General features: G+C 63.3%; 20 protein-coding genes. 9 read left to right on the plus strand and 11 right to left on the minus strand.

Going from position 1 to position 22258, the window contains the following annotated elements; all coding sequences use genetic code 11:
* Positions 1 to 8: 8 nt before the first annotated feature.
* Positions 9 to 1364: a nitrogenase component 1 gene (locus tag GD606_RS19620; protein ID WP_163302640.1), complete on the minus strand. Its 1356-nt coding sequence runs from the start codon at positions 1362 to 1364 to the stop codon at positions 9 to 11.
* A complete protein-coding gene (gene nifE, locus GD606_RS19625; RefSeq protein WP_163302641.1) occupies positions 1361 to 2725 on the minus strand; it encodes a nitrogenase iron-molybdenum cofactor biosynthesis protein NifE in 1365 nt (454 codons plus the stop codon). Before nifE ends, GD606_RS19620 begins: the two co-directional genes overlap by 4 nt.
* A gap of 701 nt (positions 2726 to 3426) precedes the next feature.
* Here nifE and GD606_RS19630 point away from each other — a divergent pair.
* A complete protein-coding gene (locus GD606_RS19630) occupies positions 3427 to 3813 on the plus strand; it encodes a hypothetical protein (protein ID WP_163302642.1) in 387 nt (128 codons plus the stop codon).
* 240 nt (positions 3814 to 4053) lie between these two features.
* Here the strand turns inward: GD606_RS19630 and GD606_RS19635 are convergent, their stop codons facing one another.
* The 7 genes from GD606_RS19635 to nifH all read right to left on the minus strand — a co-directional run bounded on the left by GD606_RS19635 (position 4054) and on the right by nifH (position 9836).
* Positions 4054 to 4341 (minus strand): hypothetical protein, encoded by a 288-nt coding sequence (locus GD606_RS19635; protein ID WP_163302643.1) that lies wholly within the window; start codon positions 4339 to 4341, stop codon positions 4054 to 4056.
* A 165-nt stretch (positions 4342 to 4506) separates the two neighbouring features.
* Positions 4507 to 4812, minus strand: a complete 306-nt coding sequence (locus GD606_RS19640) for a (2Fe-2S) ferredoxin domain-containing protein (RefSeq protein ID WP_163302644.1) — start codon at positions 4810 to 4812, stop codon at positions 4507 to 4509.
* Positions 4813 to 4880: 68 nt separating this feature from the next.
* Positions 4881 to 6266, minus strand: a complete 1386-nt coding sequence (nifK, locus tag GD606_RS19645; RefSeq protein ID WP_163302645.1) for a nitrogenase molybdenum-iron protein subunit beta — start codon at positions 6264 to 6266, stop codon at positions 4881 to 4883.
* 34 nt (positions 6267 to 6300) lie between these two features.
* Complete coding sequence (gene nifD, locus GD606_RS19650; protein WP_163302646.1) at positions 6301 to 7923, minus strand: nitrogenase molybdenum-iron protein alpha chain; 1623 nt, start codon at positions 7921 to 7923, stop codon at positions 6301 to 6303.
* A 66-nt stretch (positions 7924 to 7989) separates the two neighbouring features.
* Positions 7990 to 8364, minus strand: coding sequence for a P-II family nitrogen regulator (locus tag GD606_RS19655; RefSeq protein ID WP_163302647.1), 375 nt, complete (start codon positions 8362 to 8364; stop codon positions 7990 to 7992).
* Between the two features lie 10 nt (positions 8365 to 8374).
* Complete coding sequence (locus GD606_RS19660) at positions 8375 to 8704, minus strand: P-II family nitrogen regulator (RefSeq protein ID WP_163302648.1); 330 nt, start codon at positions 8702 to 8704, stop codon at positions 8375 to 8377.
* A gap of 307 nt (positions 8705 to 9011) precedes the next feature.
* Positions 9012 to 9836, minus strand: a complete 825-nt coding sequence (gene nifH / locus GD606_RS19665; RefSeq protein WP_163302649.1) for a nitrogenase iron protein — start codon at positions 9834 to 9836, stop codon at positions 9012 to 9014.
* Between the two features lie 475 nt (positions 9837 to 10311).
* Here nifH and ftsH point away from each other — a divergent pair, with 475 nt between their 5' ends.
* Genes ftsH through eutC form a run of 6 tightly spaced genes read left to right on the plus strand, consistent with a single transcriptional unit; the run spans position 10312 to position 17357 of the window.
* The gene (gene ftsH, locus GD606_RS19670) at positions 10312 to 12324 is read left to right on the plus strand and encodes an ATP-dependent zinc metalloprotease FtsH (RefSeq protein ID WP_163302650.1); all 2013 of its coding nucleotides are present in this window, start codon (positions 10312 to 10314) and stop codon (positions 12322 to 12324) included.
* Entirely contained in the window at positions 12284 to 13402 is a 1119-nt protein-coding gene (folP, locus tag GD606_RS19675; protein ID WP_246298906.1) for a dihydropteroate synthase, read from the plus strand. Before ftsH ends, folP begins: the two co-directional genes overlap by 41 nt.
* A complete protein-coding gene (gene cdaA, locus GD606_RS19680) occupies positions 13399 to 14172 on the plus strand; it encodes a diadenylate cyclase CdaA (protein WP_163302651.1) in 774 nt (257 codons plus the stop codon). Before folP ends, cdaA begins: the two co-directional genes overlap by 4 nt.
* Positions 14169 to 15059 carry a CdaR family protein gene (locus GD606_RS19685; RefSeq protein WP_163302652.1) on the plus strand — a complete coding sequence of 297 codons (891 nt, stop codon included), beginning with the start codon at positions 14169 to 14171 and terminating at the stop codon, positions 15057 to 15059. The genes cdaA and GD606_RS19685 overlap by 4 nt, the downstream gene beginning before the upstream one ends.
* Positions 15060 to 15076: 17 nt before the next feature.
* Positions 15077 to 16459 (plus strand): ethanolamine ammonia-lyase subunit EutB, encoded by a 1383-nt coding sequence (locus GD606_RS19690; RefSeq protein WP_163302653.1) that lies wholly within the window; start codon positions 15077 to 15079, stop codon positions 16457 to 16459.
* Positions 16446 to 17357: an ethanolamine ammonia-lyase subunit EutC gene (eutC, locus tag GD606_RS19695; RefSeq protein ID WP_163302654.1), complete on the plus strand. Its 912-nt coding sequence runs from the start codon at positions 16446 to 16448 to the stop codon at positions 17355 to 17357. The genes GD606_RS19690 and eutC overlap by 14 nt, the downstream gene beginning before the upstream one ends.
* 170 nt (positions 17358 to 17527) lie before the next feature.
* On the opposite strand, the gene fliM is transcribed toward eutC, so the two are convergent.
* Positions 17528 to 18508, minus strand: a complete 981-nt coding sequence (gene fliM, locus GD606_RS19700) for a flagellar motor switch protein FliM (RefSeq protein WP_163302655.1) — start codon at positions 18506 to 18508, stop codon at positions 17528 to 17530.
* Positions 18509 to 18677: 169 nt separating this feature from the next.
* Positions 18678 to 19259, minus strand: coding sequence for a putative outer membrane beta-barrel protein (locus tag GD606_RS19705; RefSeq protein ID WP_163302656.1), 582 nt, complete (start codon positions 19257 to 19259; stop codon positions 18678 to 18680).
* A 506-nt stretch (positions 19260 to 19765) separates the two neighbouring features.
* Here GD606_RS19705 and ald point away from each other — a divergent pair.
* The gene (ald, locus tag GD606_RS19710; RefSeq protein WP_163302662.1) at positions 19766 to 20878 is read left to right on the plus strand and encodes an alanine dehydrogenase; all 1113 of its coding nucleotides are present in this window, start codon (positions 19766 to 19768) and stop codon (positions 20876 to 20878) included.
* Positions 20879 to 21083: 205 nt separating this feature from the next.
* A complete protein-coding gene (locus tag GD606_RS19715; RefSeq protein ID WP_163302657.1) occupies positions 21084 to 22253 on the plus strand; it encodes an ABC transporter substrate-binding protein in 1170 nt (389 codons plus the stop codon).
* The last annotated feature ends 5 nt before the right edge of the window (positions 22254 to 22258 follow it).

Here is a 22258-nt window from a genome sequence, read left to right on the forward strand (position 1 = left end):
TGCGGTTTTTACAGGTAGCCGTAGCCCACGGGACTGACGTCTTGTTTGCGGCCAAGCACGGCGTTGACGATGCGGTCGAACATGGCCTGGGCCCCGCCGTAGGCGACATGGCGCAGGCGCTGGCCGCCGAAGCGGTCATGGATGGGGAAGCCGACCCGGATAAGCGGCACGTTCCATTCCCGGGCGTAGCGGTAGCCCTTGCTGTGGCCGACCATCAGATCCGGGGCCAGCTCCCCGGCCTCGGCCGCGATGTCGAAGAAATCCACGCCCTCGCGGATGGACGGCAGCTCGGGGACCATGTCGCCGCAGGCCTCGGCGATGGCGGCCTTCAGGCGCTTGTCCTTGCCGCCCGTGGCCACCAGGACCGGATGCACGCCGATCTCGGCCAGAAAGGCGGTCAGGCCGACCACCAGGTCTTCCTCGCCGTAGACCACGGCCCGCTTGCCCGAGACGTATTTGTGGCCGTCCACCAGGGCGTCCACGTAGCGGCCGCGTTCGCGGACGTAGCGGCTAGGCGTGGGACGTCCGGAGACCTCTTCCAGGGCCGTAAACAGGGCGTCGGTCTCGCGGATGCCCATGGGCAGGCCCAGGGAGATGCACGGCACGCCGAAGCGGCGCGACAGCACATGTCCGGCGCTTTCGGCCAGCCCCAGCACGCGGCCGAATTCCAGGGTGGCCCTGGCCCCGGACATGGCATGGATGTCCGCCAGCGGGGTGCCGCCGGAGGGGATTTTCTCGTAGTCGAGCAGGGCCGGGCCATCCATGGTGTCGGAGATGTCGGGCAGGATGGTGGCGGTGAGGCCGAAGTCCTCGAAGATGTCTCGTAAGTGCCGGATGTCCTCGGGGGAGATGAGCCCGGGCAGGACGTTGATGCCGTCGTGCTTCGGGGCGTCGGGATCGGCCAGTTGTCCGGCCGTGGCCGCCACGGCGGCGTGCCAGCCGTCCATGTGGGTGCCGGAATAGCTGGGGGTGGCCACGGTCACGATCTCGGGCAGGGGCAGGTCCGCGAATTCCTTCTTGAATTCGTAGACCAGCCGGGGCACGTCGTCGCCGATGGTCTCGGTCAAGCAGGTGGAGGCCACGCCGACCATGGTGGCCCCGTACTTCTCCATGACGTTTAGGATGCCCTTTTTGAGATTGGGGCCGCCGCCGAAGACCGCCTGCTTTTCGCCAAGCGCCGAGGAGGCGATGTCCATGGGCTCGCGGAAATGGCTGATGATGTAGCGGCGCATGTAGGTGGCGCAGCCCTGGGAGCCGTGCAGGAAGGGGATGGCCCCCTCGATGCCCCGGAAGGCCAGGGCCGCGCCCAAGGGCGTACACAGCTTGCAGGCGTTGGTGGTGGAGACGAAGGGCGCGTCTTTCATGATTTTCTCCCCCGAATCTCGCGCCGGGGCACGAAGCGCCACACCGGGCTTGTGACCGAGGCGTGGATTTCTTTGGCGAAGTTGAGCATGCCCACGAAGCCTTCCAGGGCCTCCTTGCGCTCGTGGTTGTGGTCGCAAAAGCCGACGCCGAGCTTGAAGGCGATGGGCCGTTCCTTGACCCCGCCCACGAACACGTCCACATCCTTTTCCTTGATGAAATGCGACAGTTCGAGCGGGTTGGTGTCGTCCACGATGATCGTGTCCGGGTCGCAGATGGCGGCCAGTTCCTCGTAGTCCTCCTGGGTGCCGGTCTGGGAGCCCACCAGCACCACGCGCATGCCCAGGTGCTTGAAGGCCTTGATCAGCGAGAAGGCCTTGAAGGCCCCGCCCACGTAGATGGCGGCCTTTTTGCCTTCCAGGTCTTTGCGATACTTTTTGAGCTCGGGCAGAAGCTTCGAGAGTTCCTCGCGCACCAGGGCCTTGGTGCGGGCCACGATGCCCGGGTCGCGGTCTTTGAAGTGTTCGGCCACGGCGTAGAGCGAGTCGGCCATGTCCTCAATGCCCAGGTACGAGGCCCGGATGAACGGGATGTCGTATTTGTCCTGGAGCATCTTGGCCAGCTCCATGGTGGCCCCGGAACACTGCACCACGTTTAAGCCCGCGCCGTGCGCCCGGCGGATGTCGTCCACCCGGCCGTCGCCGGTGATGTTGGCCACCACGGCCACGCCCATGCGCTCGAAATATTCCCGGATGATCCAGATTTCCCCGGCCAGGTTGAAGTCGCCCAGGATGTTGATGCTGACCTTGGGCACATCCGACACGTCGCCCGTGCCCACAAGCGTAAACATGGCCTTGCAGGCGGCGGCGTAGCCCTCGCGCTTGTTGCCCTTGAAGCCTTCGGACTGCACCGGGATGACCGGGATGCCGGTCTCCTCGGCCACCTGGCGGCACACCGAGCCCACATCGTCGCCGATGATGCCCACGATGCAGGTGGCGTAGACAAAGGCCGCCTTGGGGCTGTGGCGGGCAATGAGTTCGAGCAGGGCGGCCTTGAGCTTTTTTTCGCCGCCGAAGATGACGTCGCGTTCCTGAAGGTCGGTTGAGAAGCTGAGGCGGTGCAGCTCCGGCCCTGACGACAGGGCGCCCCGGATGTCCCAGGTGTAGACCGCGCAGCCGATGGGGCCATGCACCAGATGCAGGGCGTCGGCGATGGGGTAGAGGACCACCCGCGACCCGCAGAACACGCAGGCCCGCTGGCTCACCGCCCCGGCCAGGCTGTCGCGGTTGCAGGCCATGGCGAAGGGGCCGCTGCCCTTGACGTGGACCTGATCCTTTCGTTCTTCGAGGATGGCGTGTTCCATGCAGTCTCCCTTTCCGGCCGTCTCGGCGGGCCGGATGCGGGAGGGGGATTACAAGGGGCGTGCCATGAAGTTATCTGACTGATATAAAAGGATATCGTCTGTTTTCGGACAGGCTTTGCGACAACAAAAACGTAGAAGGAAGGCTACAAAATTGTAGGGTGTTTGGAGGGGGGAGAGGTGTCGGGAGGTGCGGAGAATGTGGAGGGGAAGGGCTGCGGGCGGAGGGTCATTCTTGACAAGGATGCTTTCAATGACGGAATGATCACATCGGGACGATTGAAGACTTGATCGTCACTCGTGACAAGGGTATGTCCGTCGCGACCATCGGCGTGGGTGGTTTTTGGGGAATGGCGCCACGATGTCGCCATCCGTGTCAATCATTGCAAAATGGCAAACAATCGCATACTCTTTCCTGGTGCAAGCAAAGAAACTGTCAAAGCGATGCCGAATTCAAATATGCCGCTGAAATGTTTTTTCTTTTCGCGCCATCATGCTTCTCCAGGCGTAAGGGCACTTGCCAAAAAAAGTTGGACGTTTTTTGCCGTCACTTCGTGCGCCAGGAACCGTTCACTGTTGTAGATGAAAGAGTATCGTCTCTTTGCGAAAGTGCTGGATCACTTTGCGCTGATTGTGTAAATCATATGCCAGGCGACGTGCATGCCCGTGATGAATTGTCAGCTACGTAGAATGTCGAGGAACGTATGAAGCAGTCACACAGAAGTCTTTTGTTTCCGTATTTTTGTTCGCTGTTCGTTGTTGTTGTGTTTGTAGGTTTTATATATACAGCGCAAGCTTACGCAAAACTGTCCATAAATCTCTCCGTCGAGGGCGAAATACATAATACTCCGGAGACGTTCACCGGAAAGGCCACGGCGTACTTCAGCGGCGGAGGCATATTAACCCTCACGACGAACCAGGGCGTGACCTGCCAGGGCGAATACATCAACACGGACGATAACCAAGGAAACGGAACGGTTGTCTGCGAAGATGGTCGGTTGGGCTCTTTTAACTTTGTCGCCTCTGGTTTTAGTGGCAACGGTGAAGGATTGATAGATACGAAGCCTTTTGCGTTTCGCATCGGAAAGTAGTGCGTGCGGCCAATCTGGACAGCCAGTTGCCCACTGAACACATTGAAAAACAAAATCTTGTTCCAAGTCGGCCGTATTGATTTCATCCTGCAATACGTCATTGCACGAGTGAAAGACTGACAGAGCGAATAGTATTTTTTTGAGAAACGAAATCCAGCGGGACGACCACCGCCAGCGGCACAAACGAAAAGGCCCCCCGGGATATGTCCCGAGGGGCCTTTGATGCGTTCAAAGTCGCTGCTATTTCGCCACGCGCACCAGTTCGGCCAGATTCGGACTGAACATGGCGATGGCCACGAGCGCCAGGATGATGAGCAGTTTTACCTGCATGGCCAGCTTGTCGATCTTGCCGTCGAGCTTGGCGATTTCGATTTTGACTTCCGCCAGGTCGGTCTTGGTCGCAACTTCGGCCCGCAGATCGTGAAGGGTTCTGGCGTCAACACCGTTGATGGCGTCGATGACGGCGCGTGCCGCCTCTTCACCGAGTGTCTTTTCCAGCTTTTTGGTATCGTCGAATAAAAGCGTCATGGTTTCTTCTTGGGCAAAGGCGCGTAGGATGTCAAGGGATTCTCGGCGTGGGGCGGCGCATCGGCGGCCTCTGCCTCTGCTATGGCCCCCAAAAAAGCCGCCCCGTCGGCGCGGCGTTCCAACGGGGCGGGGGTTGGGCAATGGCCCAATTGCGGAGGGGTGTCGTTAGGTGAACAGACGCTCTTCGGCGGCCTCGCCGCCCTCCAGCGCGTCCAGGATCTCATCCACGGCGTCCTCGCTGTCGATGCCCTTGTACCAATAGTTTTCGGGCATCACGATGACCACCGGGCCGTCCTCACACTGCTTCATGCAGCCGGTGCTGATCACCCGGGCGTCGATATCCCGGTCCAGCACCCCTTCTTCCATATATCCCAGAAGCGAATGCGAACCCTTCTTGTGGCAGATGCCCTTGGGTTCGCCCTTCATCCGGAAGCTGGCGCAGCACAAAATGAGATGTTTCGGCTTCTCCATGCGTGGCGTTCTCCATCTCGCGACAAGCGCGAAAAGGGGAGGGGGCCTCCCCCCTCCCCGGTTGGTCGTTACATTTGCAGTTCGAACTTCGTCTCGGGGCAGTCGCGATCCATGCGGTCCATGATGGCCCCGGTGATCTTTTCGATCATCCTAAGCGCCCCCTTGTAGCCCACGGTGGGGAAGTACTGGTGCCCCATGCGGTCCAGGATCGGGAAGCCGTGGCGGATCAGCGGAATGTCCTCGTCCCGGGCGATGTATTTCATGTAGGTGTTGCCGATCAAAAGGTCCACGGACTCCGTTTTGATCCACTGGTGCAAGAGGTACATGTCCGCCTGCTCGCCGTTTTTGAACTTGCAGGGGTAGGGCACGTCTTTGAGCAGGGCGTTCATGCGCTCTTCGAAGAGCTTGCCGCCGGTGCCCGTCACCACATAGGCCGGGATCATGCCCAGGGTCAGGAGCATCTCCACCATGGGCAGGAGCTGGTCGGGGTCGCCGGCCAGGGCCACCTTCTTGCCGTGCAGGTACTGGATGTAGTCGGAGATGGCGTCCACCACCTGGCCGCGCTCGAAATCCACGGCCGTGGGAACCGCGACCCCGGCCATTTTGCGCAGGGCGTCCACGAAGCGGTCCGTGGCCTGGAGGCCGATGGGCAGGTCGAGGATCTTGCCCGGCACCTTGAATTCGGCGTCCAGGTAGTTCACCGCCTCGGCCGTGGCCCAGCGTCCCAGCCCGATGGAGCCTGCGGCGTCGCCCATGGTTCCCACCTCTTCGGGGGTGGTCCCGTAGTTGGGGAACATCTCGTAGGTTCCGGTCAGGGGACCGTTGACCACCCCGTCGGTGTCCGGGACCATGACGATCTCGACGCCGAGCATGCCGCACAGGCGACGGATCTCAGCCATGTCCGAGGGTTCGCAGAACCCGGGGATGATGTTCACCTTGCCGTTTGGCGCGCCGGTCTTTTTGGCGAAGCCCTTGAGGATGCCCTTGACCATGTTGGCGTAGCCCGTGACATGGGTGCCGACGTAGCTCGGGGTGTTGCAGTAGATGATGTGCTTGCCGTCGGGCACCTTGCCGTCGTCCTTGGCCTTTTGCGAGATCTGGCGCAGATCGTCGCCGATGGTCTCGGACAGGCAGGTGGTGTGCACGGCGATGACGTTGGGCTCGTACAGGGTGAAGATGTTTTCGATGGCCTGGAGCAGGTTGGACTGGCCGCCGAAGACCGAGGAGCCTTCGGTGAACGAGCTGGTGCCGGCCACGATGGGCTCTTTGTAGTGCCGGGTCAGGGTGGAGCGGTGGTAGGCGCAGCACCCCTGCGACCCGTGGCTGTGCGGCATGCAGCTGCGCACGCCCAGGGCGGCGTACATGGCCCCGATGGGCTGGCAGGTCTTGGCCGGATTGACGGTGAGCGCCGAACGCTCCTTGATCTCCGGGGTGGTGTGTCTGAGAAGGGCCATAATGTCTCCCTCGTGATCGGGGTTTTGTGGTGTCCTAGTCGGCCACGTAGGCGGCTTCGAGTTCGGGGCCGTTGTCGTTCCAGGGGGCCTTGATCAGGCTCCAGACCTTGGTGTTCACCAGACGGTCGATCTCGTGGTACCAGTTGACGGCGCCGACGAATCCGGCATAGGGGCCGCCCATGTCGTAGTTGTGCAACTGCTTGAGCGGCACGCCCATCTTCTGGATGATGTACTTTTCCTTGATGCCCGCGCAGAAGATGTCCGGCTTCATGAGCTCAATGATCTTGTGCGTCTCGTACTGGTTGATGTCGTCGATGATCAGGGCCTCTTTTTTCATCTCGCCGATCAGGCCTTCGTAAACCTTGAAGCGCACGCCCTGGTCCTCAAGGGCCTTGATCTGTTCCGGGGTCTTGCGGGGATTGTAGCGCACCGGATCGGGCTCGATCTCAAGCTCTTCGATGTTGCGCGAATCGGCGTCCACCTTGATGGTGGACAGCACATGGCGGCCTTCGTAGTCGTCGCGGTGGGCGAATTCGTATCCGGCGGCCAGGGTCTCCATGCCGATCTCGCGGAACAGATCCTGGTAGTGGTGGGCCCGGGAGCCGCCCACGAACAGCATGGCCGTCTTGCCCGTGGTGCGGGGCAGGACTTCGGCCGCAGCGGCCTTCACGGCAGGCATTTCCTCGGCGATGACCTGCTCCACCCGGGCCATGAGCTCGGGATCTTCGAAGTAGGCCGCGATGCGCCGAAGCGATTTGGCCGTGGCCTCGGCCCCGATGAAGTTGATCTTTATCCAGGGGATGCCGAACTTGGTCTCCATCATCTCGGCCACGTAGTTGAGCGAGCGGTGGCACATGACGGTGTTCAAGTCGGCGTGGTGGGCCTGGCGGAACTGGGTGATGGTGGAGTTGCCCGAGAAGGTGGCCAGAAGCGTGATGCCGCACTTCTCGAAGATACGCTCGATCTCGAAGGCGTCGCCGCCGATGTTGTATTCGCCAAGCAGGTTGATCTTGTACTTGCCCTCGACCGGGGTGTCGTCCGTGCCGATGACGTGTCGAAAGATCTGGTTGTTGGCGATGTGGTGCCCGGCGGACTGGGAGACGCCCTTGTAGCCTTCGCAGGAGTTGGCGAACACGGTGATGCCCAGTTCCTCCTGCATCTGGCGGGTCACGGCGTGGATGTCGTCGCCGATGAGCCCCACGGGACAGGTGGCGAAAACCGAGATGCTCTTGGGCTTGAAGTTGTCGTAGGCCTCTTTTATGGCCGCGCGCAGCTTCTTTTCGCCGCCGAACACGATGTCGTTTTCGGTCATGTCCGTGGAGAGGCAGTAGGGGATGTAGTTGTCGCCATCCTCGCCCGCGTCGGTCTGGTTGCGGCGGGTGAGCCAGGAATAGTATCCGCAGCCGATGGGGCCGTGGGTCAGGTTGACGATGTCCCGGGTGGGCCCCAGAACCACGCCCTTGCAGCCGGCGTAGGTGCAGCCGCGCTGGGTGAGGATGCCGGGGATGGTGCGGACGTTGGCCTGGATGACGGGGATGGTCTCGCCGGACTCGGCCCCTGGGACGATGGCCTTGTCGCGCTTGCGGGCGACCTTGGTGGGCATCTTGTCCAAGAGCTCTTTTTTAAGCTCTTCCAGGTTTTTGGGAGTCGTGCTCATCTTTATAACCTCGTTGGTCTGTATGTCCTTAACCGGTCTGGCCGTGGGCGCTGGCGGCGCGGCGCATCAGGAAACGGCGGCCTCGCCGGCCTCGCCCGTGCGCACCCGGACCGAATCGCCGATGGGCATGACCATGATCTTGCCGTCGCCGGCCCGGCCGGACTTGTTCACGCCGATGATGGTGTCCACGACTTTTTGCACGTCGGCGTCGGGGACCACCACGGTGACGATGCGTTTGGGATACAGGCGTCCCTTTGTTCCAAGAAGGGCGATGGCCTCCTCGTTGCCCTCGGCCGCGCCTTTAAGGACTTCCTGATTGATCAGGCCGCGTCCCCGTCCCAGGCACTCCAGGGCCACGAAGGCCGGAAGGCCCGCGTCGGCCAGGGCCTTTTTGGTCTGATTCATCTTGTTCATGCGGATGATCGCCATGACTTCCTTCATGACCGTCTCCTTAGGATTCCTTCGTGCCGGAAGATATGGTGTACATCTCCTCCACGGGGCTGACGAAGATCTTGCCGTCGCCGAAGGAGCCCTGCTTGCCGGTGCGGGCGCTCTCCATGATGGTCTTGATCACGTAGTCCTTGTCGTCGTCCTTCACCACGCAGATGAGCATGACTTTGGGGATCTCGTCGTAGTGGATCTCCCCGATCTTGATGCCGCGCTGCTTGCCGCGCCCGGCCACGTTGAACTTGGTCACGGCCGGGAATCCGGCGTCCATGAGGGCGGAAAGGACGTCGTCGATTTTCTCGGGGCGCACGATGGCTCTCACCATGGTCAGCATGTGATGTCTCCTTGTCGGTTTCCGTTGCGGCCCTGTGGGGGCCGTGTCCCGCGCGGCATTTTGTGAATTTTGCCGCAAGCCTGGTCGCGCGGGGCCGGAAAAAGGCTCCGGCCGTCTTCGTTTCCATCGTAAATATGGTCGAAATTCCCGCCGCGCTTTTCGTCCCTGCGCCGCAGTCGGCGACGAAGGGGCGTCTTCCCTGGTGGATGGTCGCGGGGAGCGGGCCTTTCGCCGCGCCCCCCGCCGCGATCACGAGGGAGGTCAATCCGTGTTTTCAAAGAAAGCCGCTGTCCGGAGTCAGGCGTCCCTAGTTGGCGATGCCGAAGTCGATGAGCATCTTTTCCAGCTTGTTGATTTCCAGGGGTTTGGGGATGACGAACATCTCGTTCTGGTCGATCTTTTTGGCCAGGGCGCGGTATTCGTCGGCCTGGGGGTGGGTCGGGTCGTAGTCGATGACCGTCTTGCGGTGGATTTCGGCCTTCTGCACCATGTTGTCGCGGGGCATGAAGTGGATCATCTGGGTGCCCAACTGGCGGCACAGTTCCTCGATCATCTCTTTTTCGTTGTCGACCTTGCGGCTGTTGCAGATGATGCCGCCCAGGCGCACGCCGCCGGTGTCGGCGTATTTCACGATGCCCTTGCAGATGTTGTTGGCGGCGTACATGGCCATCATCTCGCCGGAACAGACGATGTAGATTTCCTCGGCCTTGCCGTCGCGAATCGGCATGGCGAATCCGCCGCACACCACGTCGCCCAGGACGTCGTAGAAGGCGTAGTCGAGCTTTTTGTCTTCCTCGTAGGCCCCGAGCTGCTCGAGCATGTTGATGGAGGTGATGATGCCCCGGCCCGCACAGCCGACGCCGGGCTCGGGACCGCCGGACTCGGTGCACATGATGCCGCCGAAGCCTTCCTTGAGGATGTCGTCGAGCTCCACGTCCTCGCCTTCCTCGCGCAGGGAGTCGAGGACCGACTTCTGGGCCAAACCGTGCAGGAGCAGGCGGGTGGAGTCGGCCTTGGGGTCGCAACCCACAACCATGACCTTTTTGCCCATTTCGGCCAGTCCGGCCACCGTGTTCTGTGTGGTGGTGGATTTGCCGATGCCGCCCTTGCCGTAAATCGCTATCTTGCGCATTGGAGTACCTCCCGTCGCGGTGTGAGTGATGCGCCTTTGGGGCAAGAGACGTGCCAAGGCCTTCGTTCCCTTGTGAAACCGAAAAATAACAATGAGTTAGTTGATATTATGGCCGGATTTCGACCACGCCGGGCCGAGGGTGCGGCTACAATTCTGTAGGGCTTTGGCTGACAAAAATGTAGGATTTTGTCCGGCGCGGCGAGCTTCCGGATCGGGAAACACCTGTCTGAGGGGCAGGGCGGGGAGGGAATGTGCCCTTTCCCGCGAAAGAAGCGGTGAAGGCGGTTGCCGAACCGGCAATGCGGAATTATTTCCCGTACGATGCCCTGGTGTCGCGGCGGCGGACAGGGGGCAAAGGCTTGGTTTTTGCGCGTGGACAGACCTGTCCCGCCCGTGATACGCTGAAAAATGCTCTACGCGGCATCCGAATTGCTTGCCCAACCCCGGATCATGAAATCCCCTGGAGGATCACGGTTTGAATAGTTTCGCGAAAAACATCATGCTTTGGGCGGCCATCTCCCTGGTCATGGTCGTCCTGTTCAATCTTTTCAACCAGCCCCAGTCGCCCAGCGCCAAGTTCTCCTATTCCGAGTTCGTTCAGAAGGTGACGGCCGGCGAGGTGGTTTCGGTCAAGATTCAGGGCCGCAAGATCAGCGGCGTGACCTCCGACGGCAGCAAGTTCATGACCTACACCCCCGAGGATCCGGGTATGGTGGGCATGCTCATGCAGAACAAGGTGCAGGTCATGGCCGAGCCCGAGGAGGAATCGCCCTGGTACATGACACTTTTGATCTCCTGGTTCCCCATGCTGCTTCTGGTCGGGGTGTGGATCTTTTTCATGCGCCAGATGCAAAACGGCAGCGGGAGGGCCATGTCCTTCGGGCGGTCCCGGGCCCGGATGATCTCCCAGGAATCGACCAAGATCACCTTCGACGACGTGGCCGGGGTGGACGAGGCCAAGGAAGAGCTGTCCGAGGTGGTGCAGTTTTTGTCCGATCCCAAACGGTTCACCCGCCTGGGCGGGCGCATCCCCAAGGGCGTGCTCCTGGTGGGCTCTCCGGGCACGGGCAAGACGCTTCTGGCCCGGGCCGTGGCCGGTGAGGCCGGGGTGCCGTTTTTCTCCATTTCCGGTTCCGACTTTGTGGAGATGTTCGTGGGCGTGGGCGCGGCCCGGGTGCGCGACCTGTTCCTGCAGGGCAAAAAAAGCGCCCCCTGTCTCATCTTCATCGACGAAATCGACGCCGTGGGCCGCCAGCGCGGGGCAGGCCTGGGCGGCGGGCACGACGAACGCGAACAGACCTTGAACCAGCTTTTGGTGGAGATGGACGGCTTCGAGTCCAACGAGGGGGTCATCCTCATCGCCGCCACCAACCGCCCCGACGTCCTGGACCCGGCCCTTTTGCGCCCCGGGCGTTTCGACCGCCAGGTGGTGGTTCCCACCCCGGACGTGCGCGGCAGAAAGCGCATCCTTGAGGTCCACACCCGCAAAACGCCGCTCAATTCCGGCGTGGATCTGGAGGTTCTGGCCCGGGGGACGCCGGGCTTCTCCGGCGCGGACCTGGAGAACCTGGTCAACGAGGCCGCGCTTCAGGCCGCCAAGGTGGGCAAGGACCACGTGGCCATGGAGGATTTCGAGCACGCCAAGGACAAGGTGCTCATGGGCAAGGAGCGCCGCAGCCTCATCCTCTCCGACGAGGAGAAGCGGACCACGGCCTACCATGAGGCCGGACACGCCCTGGTGGCCCGGGTGCTGCCCGGCACCGACCCCATCCACAAGGTGTCCATCATCCCGCGCGGCATGGCCCTGGGCGTCACCATGCAATTGCCCACGGACGACCGCCACAATTATTCCAAGGACCACCTGGACAAGACCCTGTGCGTGCTCATGGGCGGCCGGGTGGCCGAGGAGCTGGTGCTCAACCAGCTCACCACCGGGGCCGGCAACGACATCGAACGGGCCACCAACATGGCCCGCAAGATGGTGTGCAAGTGGGGCATGAGCAAGGAGCTTGGACCCCTGTCCTACGGCGAACGCGACGACGAGATCTTTTTGGGCAAGGACTTGGTGCATCACAAAAACTTCAGCGACGAGACCTCCCGGCGCATCGACGCCGAGGTCAGAAAGATCGTGGAGGACGCCTACAGTCGCGCTCAGGCCATCTTGACGGAAAACCTGGAGGTGCTGCACGCCATCGCGGCGGCCCTGCTCGAACGCGAGACCATCTCCGGGGCGGACATCGACCTGATCATGCGTGGCGAGCCCCTGCCGCCCCAGGACAATCCGGCTCCCAAAAACGGCCAGTCCGGTTCGGCCGCCGGTCAGCCCGCTCCGGGCGCTGCCGCGCCCCAGGCCGCGCCCGCTTCCAAAGCCGCTTCCGAGGCCGGTTCCAAGGCCGGTTCGGAGACGGAGGAATTTTCCCTGGAACCGGGGGACGAGGCCACAGGCGATGCCGGAAACGATGCTGCAAAACCCCGCGATCCCTCGTGAGGCCGCCCCGGGCTTTGCCGTGATGGCCCCTGGCGCATCCGGCCCGGCCTCCCGGCATCCCGGGGCCCCCGCCCAGCGCAGCCCTGAAACGGCGGCGGCCGATGAATCGGCCGCCGTCTCACGCTTTGGCCCGGGCTCCGTGTGGCGTCTGGGCGGCCCGCAAGGGGGGCGCGCCCTTGCGCCAGACCCGTTTTTGGTGGCGGGCATCGTCAACGTCACCCCGGATTCCTTTTACGACGGCGGCGTCCACGCCACCTGCGAGGCCGCCGTGGCCCATGGTCTCCAACTGGCCCGCGACGGCGCGGATCTGGTGGACGTGGGCGGCGAGTCCACCCGGCCCGGGAGCGATCCCGTTCCCGAGGCGGTGGAGCTGGCCCGGGTGGTTCCGGTGGTTCGGGAGCTGGTCCGGGCCGTTGCGGACCCGGCCTTTGCCGTCGACCCGGCCTGCGCCCAGGGTCTTTTCCCGCCGTCGTCGACCCGGCCCCTGGTGTCCGTGGACACCACCCGGGCCGCCTGCGCCGCCGCCTGCCTTGAGGCCGGGGCGGCGATCGTCAACGACGTGTCGGCGTGTTCCGTGGACCCCGGGCTGGTGGACGTTTTGGTCCAGTACCGGCCGGGATACGTGCTCATGCACAGCCAGGGGACGCCCAAGACCATGCAGGCGGCCCCGGCCTACGACGACGTGGTGGACGAGGTGCTGGCCTTTTTCGAACGCGGGCTGGCCCGCCTTGTCGCCGCCGGACTTCCCGAGGAGCATGTGGCCCTGGACCCGGGCATCGGCTTCGGCAAGCTGGCCACGCACAATCTGGAGCTTTTGCGCGGCCTGCCGCGTTTTGCCGCCCTGGGGCGGCCGATCTATCTGGGGCTTTCCAACAAGTCCCTTTTCCAGGGGCTTTTCGGGCTGGACGTGTCGGCGCGCGGCCCGGTGACCATGACCGCCACGGCGCTGTGCGGGGTGCGGGGGGCGCATGTCCACCGGGTGCATGACGTGACGGCGGCCAGGCAGGGCCTGGCCCTGGCCCGGGAGCTTTTTTTTCACCGCGCCTGCGCCGACGGGGCCGGAAGGGGTGCGCCGTGAACGTTCTCCAGTGGTGGGAAAACCTGCATTTCACATGGCGGGAGCTTTTGGACATCGCCATCGTGACCTTTATCTTCTACCGGGGCATGCTGCTGGTCAAAGGCACCCGGGCCGTGTCCATCGTCCACGGCTTTTTACTGATCATCATCATCTATTACGTCTCCGGCGAATTCGGCCTGAACACCCTGCACTGGCTTCTCACCAACTTCCTGGGCTCCATCTTCCTGGTGGTCATCATCCTGTTCCAGGCCGACATCCGGCGCGCCCTGTCCACCATGGGCACGGGGCTGTTCTGGAAACGGACCCGGCGCTCCGAGATGGCCGAAACCCTGGTGCGCGAGGTGGTGCTGGCGGTCTTTCGCATGGCCAAGTCCCGGACCGGGGCGCTCATCGTCATTGAGCGGGACATCCTTTTGGGCGACGTGGTCCAGCGGGGCGTGGAGTTGTCAGCCACAGTCAGCAAGGAGCTTTTGTTGTCCATTTTCTACGTCGGCACCCCCCTGCATGACGGGGCCGTGGTCATCAGCCGCGACCGCATCGCCGCCGCCGGATGCATTCTTCCCCTGGCCGCGGTGGCGGGGCTCGATTCGGACTACGGCACCCGGCACCGGGCGGCCCTGGGCATCACCGAGGAGTCCGACGCCCTGGCCGTGGTGGTTTCCGAGGAGCGCGGGGTGGTGTCTTTGGCCGAAAACGGCGAGATCGTGTCCTGCCTGGACGAGGCGGCCCTCAAGGAAAAATTGTGGGACGTGTGGGGACGGCGGATATGAAATCCAACTGGCAGCAGCTCCTTTTGGCCTTCGTGTTGGCCGTCTTTTGCTGGTACCTGGTCACGGGACGGGAGAAGGTGGACAGTTGGGTGCCCATGAAGGTGGAGATGACCGGCATGCCCGACGGGCTGTTCATCAAGGGCGGCATGCTCGGCTCCGTGGAGGTGCTGGTGCGCGGCCCGCGCGGCATGGTGCGCAAGATTGAGGAAAGCCAGTTGGTCTATCCCCTGAATTTGAGCGGCATCACCCCGGGCAAGAACATGGTCGGGCTGGACCCGGTCAACATCCCCATCTCCAAGGTCTTCGACGTGGTGGAGATTCGCCCTTCGCGCATCGAACTCGACGTGGAGCGCCGGGTGTCCCGGGATATCCCGATCAAGCCCGTGCTCGGCTCGCCCGTGCCCGAAGGCTATGTCCTGGCCGGAACCCGGGTGCGGCCCGAGACAGCCCGGGTCACGGGGGCGGAAAAGGCCGTTTCCGCCATTGAGGACATCCGCACCAACCCCCTGACCTTTGGCCCCGCCAGCGGGGCCGTGGTCGAGGAGCGGGTCGGCCTGGCTATTCCCGAAGGGCTGGAGGCCTCGCCGCTTTCGGCCATGGTCACCCTGCATTTCGCCCCGCGCCTGGGCGAGGCCACGGTGCGGGTGCCGGTGCGGGCCTTCCCTCCGGAACGGGTGGAGATCGGCCAAAAGACCGTGACGCTGCGCATCAAGGGACCGGTGCAGCTTTTAAACGACAAGGGGTTCGAGGATCTGGTCGAGGCCCGGGTGGACGTCAAGCCCGGGACCGAGGTGGGGCGGCGCGACATGCCCTATCAGGTCAAGATGCCCCAGGGGTGCGAACTTCTGGAGGCCCGCCCGGACAAGGTTTCCGTGACCGTGAAATAGTCCGCACGAGGTTTTTCATGAGGACATGCACTATTGGCGGGGTAAGCTACCGTTTTCCGGACCTGGCCGGGCTTTTGGCCAAGGCCACGCCGCATCGCTCGGGGGACGCCCTGGCCGGGCTTGCCGCCGAAACCGAGGCCGAGCGCGTGGCGGCCCGGTTCGTCCTGGCCGACACGCCGCTTTCCGACTTTTTGGAGCATCCGCTGATTCCCCCCGAGATCGACGAGATCACCCGGCTGATCCTTGAGACCCATGACCGGGCCGCGTTTGCCCCGGTGTCCGGGATGAGCGTGGGGCAGTTTCGGGACTGGCTGTTGTCCGAGGCCGCCGACGCCGCGAGTCTTGCCGCCCTGGCCCCTGGCCTGACCCCGGAGATGGCCGCGGCCGTGTCCAAGATCATGCGCAACCAGGATCTGATCCTGGCGGCCGCCAAAATCCGCAATGTGACCGCCTTTCGCACCACCATCGGCCTGCCTGGCCGGATAGCCACCCGCCTCCAGCCCAACCATCCCACGGACGACCCCACGGGAATCCTGGCCTCAGCCATCGACGGCCTGGCCCTGGGCAGCGGCGACGCCTGCATCGGCATCAATCCCGCCACGGACAGCCCGGCCAACGTGCTGCGCCTTTTGCACATGCTCGACGAATTGCGGCAGCGCTACGCCATCCCCGCCCAAAGCTGCGTACTGACCCATGTTACGACCACCCTGGAACTGGTGCGCCAGGGCGCTCCGGTGGATCTGGTCTTCCAGTCCATCGGCGGCACCGAGGCCGTCAACAGCAGTTTCGGGGTGAACTTGGCCCTTTTGGCCGAGGCCCGGGACGCGGCCCTGTCGCTTCATCGGGGGACCGTGGGCCAAAATGTCATGTATTTCGAGACCGGCCAGGGTTCGGCCCTGTCCGCCGGGGCGCATCACGGCGTGGACCAGCAGACCCTGGAGGCCCGGGCTTACGGCGTGGCCCGGGCGTTTTCACCCCTTTTGGTGAACACCGTGGTGGGGTTCATCGGGCCGGAATACCTCTACGACGGCAGGCAGATCATCCGGGCCGGGCTTGAGGACGTCTTTTGCGGCAAGCTTCTGGGCCTGCCCATGGGGGCGGACGTGTGCTACACCAACCACGCCGAGGCCGACCAGGACGACATGGACGTGCTGTTGACCCTGCTTGGCGTGGCCGGATGCGCCTTCGTCATCGGCGTGCCCGGGGCCGACGACATCATGCTCAATTACCAGAGCACCTCGTTCCATGACGCCCTGTACCTTCGCCGGGTGCTGGGGCTTTCGCCCGCGCCGGAGTTTGCGGTCTGGCTTGCGGCCATGGGCCTTTTCGACGACCAGGGGCGGCCCCGGGGCGTCGGTCCCGGACACCCTTTGCTGGAGTTGCCCCATGACCTGCGCTGATTCGCCCTTGGACAGCGCCGCGAAGACGTCCGCCCCTGCGCCCGAAACCGCCGCCCAGGGCGCGACGGCGGAAACGTCCGGCCAGAGCCTGGACCTGACCCGGTTCACCGCCGCCCGGGTGGCCGTGGGGCTGACCGGGGTAAGCCTGCCCACCGCCGCGCATCTGGCCTTTCTGGCCGACCACGCCATGGCCCGGGACGCGGTGCATCTGCCCGTGGACGTGCCCGGGCTTTTGCAGGAGCTTGCCGAGGCGGGGCTGCCATCCCTGTCGCTTCGCAGCCGGGCCGGGGATCGCCGGGAATACCTGCTGCGGCCGGACCTGGGACGCCGTCTCGACAACGATTCGGCGGCCATGGTGGCGCGCGCCGCCCACGAGGGGGCGCTTGCCGGGTCAAATCGTCCCGATCTGGCCCTGGTGGTGGCCGACGGACTGTCCGCCCCGGCGGTGATGCGCCAGGCCGTGCCGTTTTTGAGGGAATTTTTGCCGCGCTGCCGCAGCCGGGGTTACCGCCTGGCCATGGGAACCTATGTGCGTTTCGGCCGGGTGGCCGTGGCCGACGAAGTCGGCGAACTGTGCCGGGCCAGGACCACGGTCATCCTCATCGGCGAACGCCCGGGGTTGACCTCCCCGGACAGCCTGGGCGTCTACCTGACGTTTGGCCCCAAGGTGGGCAATACCGACGAGCGGCGCAACTGCATCTCCAACGTCCGGCCCGAGGGCCTGCCCCACGCCGAGGCCGCCGCCACCCTGGACCATCTGCTGCATCTGGCCCTGACCCGGGAGCTGACCGGGGTCATGCTCAAGGACGACCGCCCCCTGGCCGTGGGGAACGCCGCCGCGAGCGTGCCGGGCGTGGCTGCAGGAAAGGGGGAGCGCCGGGGGGATGGGGTGTCGTAAGACATGCGGCCATGCGCCCACAAAAAAGCCGGGATCGCTCCCGGCCGAGGATGCCGTCTCCGTCCTGATCCGCATGCCGGGCCAACTGGCGCGCCATGCGGATGCCGAAAGCCAGGCGGCCAAAAATCGGCATTGGATTTTACCGGGCGAAGCCCCGCCGCCGCCCGCGCCTATTCGTAGCGGATTTCTTCTTCCTTGATGATCTGGAAGGCCTTGTTGGACTTGACCTGGCCCGGGATGCCCTGGAACTTGCGCACGCCCTGGACATCGGCCGCCAAAAGGTCGTCCTCGTCGTTACTGAGCATCAAAATGTCCCCGGGTTTCAGGCTCAAAAGCTGGCGGCCGGTGATCTGGGTCTCCCCGAAGCGGATGACCATCTCCACCGGCGTCTCCATGAGCCGCTCCTTGAAACGCGAGATCCAGGCGTGGTCCACCTCCAGGCGTTCGGTCTGGAACGAGGCGTAGAGCTTGGAGCGGATGGGCTCGATGGTGGCGTAGGGCAGGCACACGATCAGCGACCCGATGGCGTTTTCCAGCTCCACCTCGTAGGTCACCACCACCACCACGTCGCTTGGCGGCACGATGGCCGCAAACTGGGGGTTGACCTCCGAGCGCACCAGTTCGATATGCACCTCATGCACCGGGGCCCAGGACTCCTCCATGTTTTCCAGGGCGATGCGCACCACCTTGCTGATGATGGCCTGCTCAATGGGGGTGAAGTCCCGGCCCTCGATCTTGGGCTGGCTTCCGGCGCCGCCGAAAAAACTCTCCACCATGGCGAACACCAGCCGCGAATCCACCACCAGGATGGCGTTGCCGCGCAGGGGATCGAGCTTGAAGATGTTGATGGAGGTGGGTACGGGCAGGGAACGCATGAAGTCCCCGAACTTGGACATGTCGATGGAGATGGGATTGACGTCGGCCCGCTTGCGCATGGCGTTGGCCAGGGCGTTGGAGGCCAGGCGGGCGAAGCGGTCGTTGATGATCTCAAGGACCGGCATCCGGCCTCGGATGATGCGATCCTGGTTGGACAGGTCGAAGACCACCACCCCGGTGTCGTCCTCCAGGATGTCCGACTCGGCCTCGATTTCGCCCCCGGAGAGACCGCGCAACAGCGCATCGACCTCGTCCTGGTCCAGTATCTTGCTCATGGTCCGCTGTCCTTGGCTGTCATGATCCGTCCCTCGTCCGCCACGCCGCATCGTGCGTCGGGCTGTGCGGCAGACGCCAGGGCGTTCACTGAAACGCTACCTTCGGCGAAAAAAAAAGTCCACCCGCATGGCTGCGGCCGGACTTTTTCTGTAACCGGCCGAGGCCGGGTCAAAACGTGAAATTGAGGCCCAGGTTGCCGCCCAGGGCGCTCAGGCCGTTTTTATCGAAGGTTCCGATGTGCTGGTAGCGTCCGGCCAGCTTGATGTTGAAGCCGTCGGTGATCTTGACGGTCGCGCCCAGTTCGGCCTGCTCGGTGACGCTGTACTGCATGCCCCGGTAGGGCACCTTGCGGTCGGCCCACAGTCCGCCTGCCCCGGCCCCCACGAAAAAGGATGCCTGCTCCGAGGCGGCCATGTGCCAGCGGGCCATCATGCTGCCCCCAAACGCCGTGGCGGCGTCTTTTTTGGCGGCCATCCCGACGGTGGTGGCGTCGATTTTCTGCTGGTCGATGTAGTAGCCCAGGCCCTCGGCCTCAAGGGACAGGTTGTCCACGATGAAATAGCCCAGGGCGCCGCCGTAGGTGGCGATCACGTCAACGTGATCATCGAAGGTGCCGTAAACGCCCCCCCGGGGCTCGAAATAGGCGGTTCCGGATTTGAACTCCTGGGCCGCCACATAGGCGGTGGTCATGCAAAGGACAAGACCGATGACCGCCAAGAAAAAAAGTGTTTTGCGCAGACGCCGTTCCATTTCTCCCCCCTCCTTGCATGAGATTCAAACCGTGGCATGTTTTGCGTTACGTCGATTCGGCCAAGCAAAATCAATGCCAGATATATAATTACCGTTGTATTCTTGTATCCAGCTGTATTTTCTGATGTTTTATGAATAAGGCTGCCCGGGCGGGGCGTCTGCGCAGGAAAGACAGGGAAGAAACGACCAAGTGATTAAGAAAGTGAAAGATGTTCAGGGACTGTGGAGAAGGCTCGCCGGAGGCCGAGCGGTTGGCGTCGCATCGGTGGAGCCGGGGAGGTGGAGACGGACGGCGCGGATAATTTCATGTGTCGAGACTGGGACATGATTCCAAAAGTCACTCCGGACGCGGATTCCCGGGCTTCTGCGGCCTCCTTTTGGGTTGTCTTTCCTGTGGGGTTGTCATAAAAGTCCGACACCCCGTGAGTGACAGTGGTGGTTTTTAAAAAACGTCGCGGCGGCGTATTCCGATCAATCCTTTTATTCAATATGCCTTGGAGAAGATGATGATTATTGGAATTCCTAAAGAAATCAAGACTTTGGAGAGCCGGGTGTCCATGACCCCGGGCGCGGTGGAAACCTTGACCCGGCGTGGACACACCGTGTTGGTGGAGTCCGGCGCGGGCAAGGGCAGCGGGCTTCCCGACGAACAGTATGCGGCCGCCGGGGCCAAACTGACCGACGCCGCCGGGGCCTGGGGCGCGGAAATGGTCATCAAGGTCAAGGAACCCATTGCGGCGGAATACCAATATCTGCGCAAGGGCCTGCTTCTTTTCACCTATCTGCATCTGGCTGCGGACAAGCCCCTGACCGAGGTGCTGCTCAAGTCCGGGACCATCGGCATCGCCTATGAGACCGTGCAGTTGCCCGGCGGCGGGCTGCCGCTGCTTCTGCCCATGAGCGAAGTGGCCGGACGCATGGCCCCCCAGGTGGGCGCGCATCATCTGGAGAAATCCGAAGGCGGCCGGGGACTTCTGCTGGGCGGCGTGCCCGGCGTGCCCCAGGCCTCGGTGGTCATCCTCGGCGCGGGCGTGGTGGGCACCAACGCGGCCAAGATCGCCATGGGCATGGGCGCGCAGGTCACCGTGCTCGACGTCAACCATTCCCGCCTGCAGTATCTCGACGACATCTACCAGGGCCGCATCGTCACCGTGTCCTCCAACGAGCCCAACATCCGCAAGGCCGTGACCTACGCCGACCTGCTCATCGGCGCGGTGCTCATCACCGGGGCCAAGGCCCCCCGTCTGGTGACCCGGGACATGATCGGGACCATGAAGGAAGGCTCGGTCATCGTGGACGTGGCCGTGGACCAGGGCGGGTGCGTGGAGACCATCAAGGCCACCACCCATGCCGCCCCCACCTATCTGGTGGACGGCGTGGTGCATTACGGCGTGGCCAACATGCCGGGTGCGGTGCCGCGCACCTCCACCTACGCCCTGTGCAACCAGACCCTGCCCTATGCCATGAAGCTGGCCCAAAAGGGCGTGGAGGCCCTGCACGAGGACCGCTCCCTGGCCCTGGGCCTGAACACCTATCTGGGCGAACTGACCTATGGGGCCGTGGGCGAGGCCTTCGGCATGCCCTCGACCACGGTTGAGAAGGTTCTGGGCCTGGCCTAGACAAAACGCATACCGGCCGGGCATGGGGGGCATCTTCACCCATGCCTGGCCGGTAGACGCCCAAACCACGAAAAGGCGGCCTGGATTTTACAAATTTGTTTTTTGTGCCGAACGAGGGATTTCCTTCCAAGGGAAGTTAGGGTATAGGCTGGTCTCGGTGCGGAGTTGTTAACTCTTTGAAATGAAGCGAGAACAGGAGGTTTGCATGAAAAAGTCCCTGCTTGGCGCCCTGGCGCTGGTCCTTCTGACGGCATTGCCCGCGTTTGCCGCCGACAGCATCAAACTCGGGTTCAACATCCCCATGACCGGCGACATCCCGGATGTGGGCGAGTCGTCCAAAAATTCGGCCGAGATGCTCAAGAAAAAGATCAATGACGCTGGCGGCCTCGACATCGGCGGCAAGAAGTACACCCTGGAATTCGTGTATGAGGACAACGAGTCCAAGGCCGAGTCGGCCCTGTCCGCCGCCCGCAAGCTCATCACCCAGGACAAGGTTCTGGGCATCATCGGACCCCAGTCCAGCAAGCAGGCCGTTCCCGCTGGCGAGGCGTCCAACGAGCTGAAGGCCCCCATGATCTCCCCCTGGTCCACCAACCCCAACACCACCAAGGGCCGTCCCTTCGTCTTCCGGGGCTGCTTTTTGGACACCTTCCAGGGCCCCGTGGCCGCCAAGTTCGCCACCGAGGAGTTCGGCGCGAAAAAGGCTGCCGTGATCTACGACATCGCCAGCGACTATCCCAAGGGCCTGGCTGAGGATTTCAAGGCCGCCTTCGAGAAGATCAACGGCCCCGGCTCCGTGGTGGCCTTTGAGACCTTCACCACCAAGGACGTGGATTTCTCCGCCCAGTTGACCAACATCGCCAAGTCCGGCGCGGACGTGCTGTTCACCCCGCAGTATTACAATGAAGTGCCGCTGATCGTGAAGCAGGCCAAGTCCATGGGCTTCAACAAGCCGGTCCTGGGCAGCGACTCCTGGGGCAGCGGCGACCTGATGGGCCTGTGCGGCGACGACTGCAAGGGCCTTTTCTTCGTCACCCACTACGCCGCCGCCGGCGCCAAGGGCAAGACCAAGGAATTCATCGACGAGTACACCAAGCTCTACAACAAGACCCCCGACGACGTGGCCGCCCTGACCTGGGACTCCATCAACCTGATGCTCGACGGCGTCAAGCGCATGGGCCCCATCACCGGCGACATGGAGAAGGACCGCGACGCCCTGCGCAAGGCCATGACCTCCACCAAGGACTTCGACGGCATCACCGGCCAGATGTCCTTTAATCCCGAGGGCGATCACGACCCGGTCAAGTGCGCCGTGGTGGTCAAGATCGACGACGCGGGCAAGTTCGGCTTCTACAAGTCGGTGTGCCCGAACTAACTCAC

Source organism: Desulfolutivibrio sulfodismutans DSM 3696 (assembly GCF_013376455.1).
In the GTDB taxonomy this organism is placed as follows: Bacteria; Desulfobacterota; Desulfovibrionia; order Desulfovibrionales; family Desulfovibrionaceae; genus Desulfolutivibrio; species Desulfolutivibrio sulfodismutans.

What these genes read in the sequence shown, in the direction of transcription:
- GD606_RS19620 (WP_163302640.1), bottom strand. Translation starts at nt 1,364, where the DNA reads ATGAAAGACGCGCCCTTCGTCTCCACCACCAACGCCTGCAAGCTGTGT.
- GD606_RS19690 (WP_163302653.1), top strand. Translation starts at nt 15,077, where the DNA reads ATGAGGACATGCACTATTGGCGGGGTAAGCTACCGTTTTCCGGACCTG.
- nifE (WP_163302641.1), bottom strand. Translation starts at nt 2,725, where the DNA reads ATGGAACACGCCATCCTCGAAGAACGAAAGGATCAGGTCCACGTCAAG.
- GD606_RS19630 (WP_163302642.1), top strand. Translation starts at nt 3,427, where the DNA reads ATGAAGCAGTCACACAGAAGTCTTTTGTTTCCGTATTTTTGTTCGCTG.
- GD606_RS19705 (WP_163302656.1), bottom strand. Translation starts at nt 19,259, where the DNA reads ATGGAACGGCGTCTGCGCAAAACACTTTTTTTCTTGGCGGTCATCGGT.
- nifK (WP_163302645.1), bottom strand. Translation starts at nt 6,266, where the DNA reads ATGGCCCTTCTCAGACACACCACCCCGGAGATCAAGGAGCGTTCGGCG.
- nifH (WP_163302649.1), bottom strand. Translation starts at nt 9,836, where the DNA reads ATGCGCAAGATAGCGATTTACGGCAAGGGCGGCATCGGCAAATCCACC.
- GD606_RS19635 (WP_163302643.1), bottom strand. Translation starts at nt 4,341, where the DNA reads ATGACGCTTTTATTCGACGATACCAAAAAGCTGGAAAAGACACTCGGT.
- GD606_RS19715 (WP_163302657.1), top strand. Translation starts at nt 21,084, where the DNA reads ATGAAAAAGTCCCTGCTTGGCGCCCTGGCGCTGGTCCTTCTGACGGCA.
- ald (WP_163302662.1), top strand. Translation starts at nt 19,766, where the DNA reads ATGATTATTGGAATTCCTAAAGAAATCAAGACTTTGGAGAGCCGGGTG.
- fliM (WP_163302655.1), bottom strand. Translation starts at nt 18,508, where the DNA reads ATGAGCAAGATACTGGACCAGGACGAGGTCGATGCGCTGTTGCGCGGT.
- folP (WP_246298906.1), top strand. Translation starts at nt 12,284, where the DNA reads ATGCCGGAAACGATGCTGCAAAACCCCGCGATCCCTCGTGAGGCCGCC.
- GD606_RS19660 (WP_163302648.1), bottom strand. Translation starts at nt 8,704, where the DNA reads ATGCTGACCATGGTGAGAGCCATCGTGCGCCCCGAGAAAATCGACGAC.
- GD606_RS19685 (WP_163302652.1), top strand. Translation starts at nt 14,169, where the DNA reads ATGAAATCCAACTGGCAGCAGCTCCTTTTGGCCTTCGTGTTGGCCGTC.
- eutC (WP_163302654.1), top strand. Translation starts at nt 16,446, where the DNA reads ATGACCTGCGCTGATTCGCCCTTGGACAGCGCCGCGAAGACGTCCGCC.
- GD606_RS19640 (WP_163302644.1), bottom strand. Translation starts at nt 4,812, where the DNA reads ATGGAGAAGCCGAAACATCTCATTTTGTGCTGCGCCAGCTTCCGGATG.
- GD606_RS19655 (WP_163302647.1), bottom strand. Translation starts at nt 8,364, where the DNA reads ATGAAGGAAGTCATGGCGATCATCCGCATGAACAAGATGAATCAGACC.
- nifD (WP_163302646.1), bottom strand. Translation starts at nt 7,923, where the DNA reads ATGAGCACGACTCCCAAAAACCTGGAAGAGCTTAAAAAAGAGCTCTTG.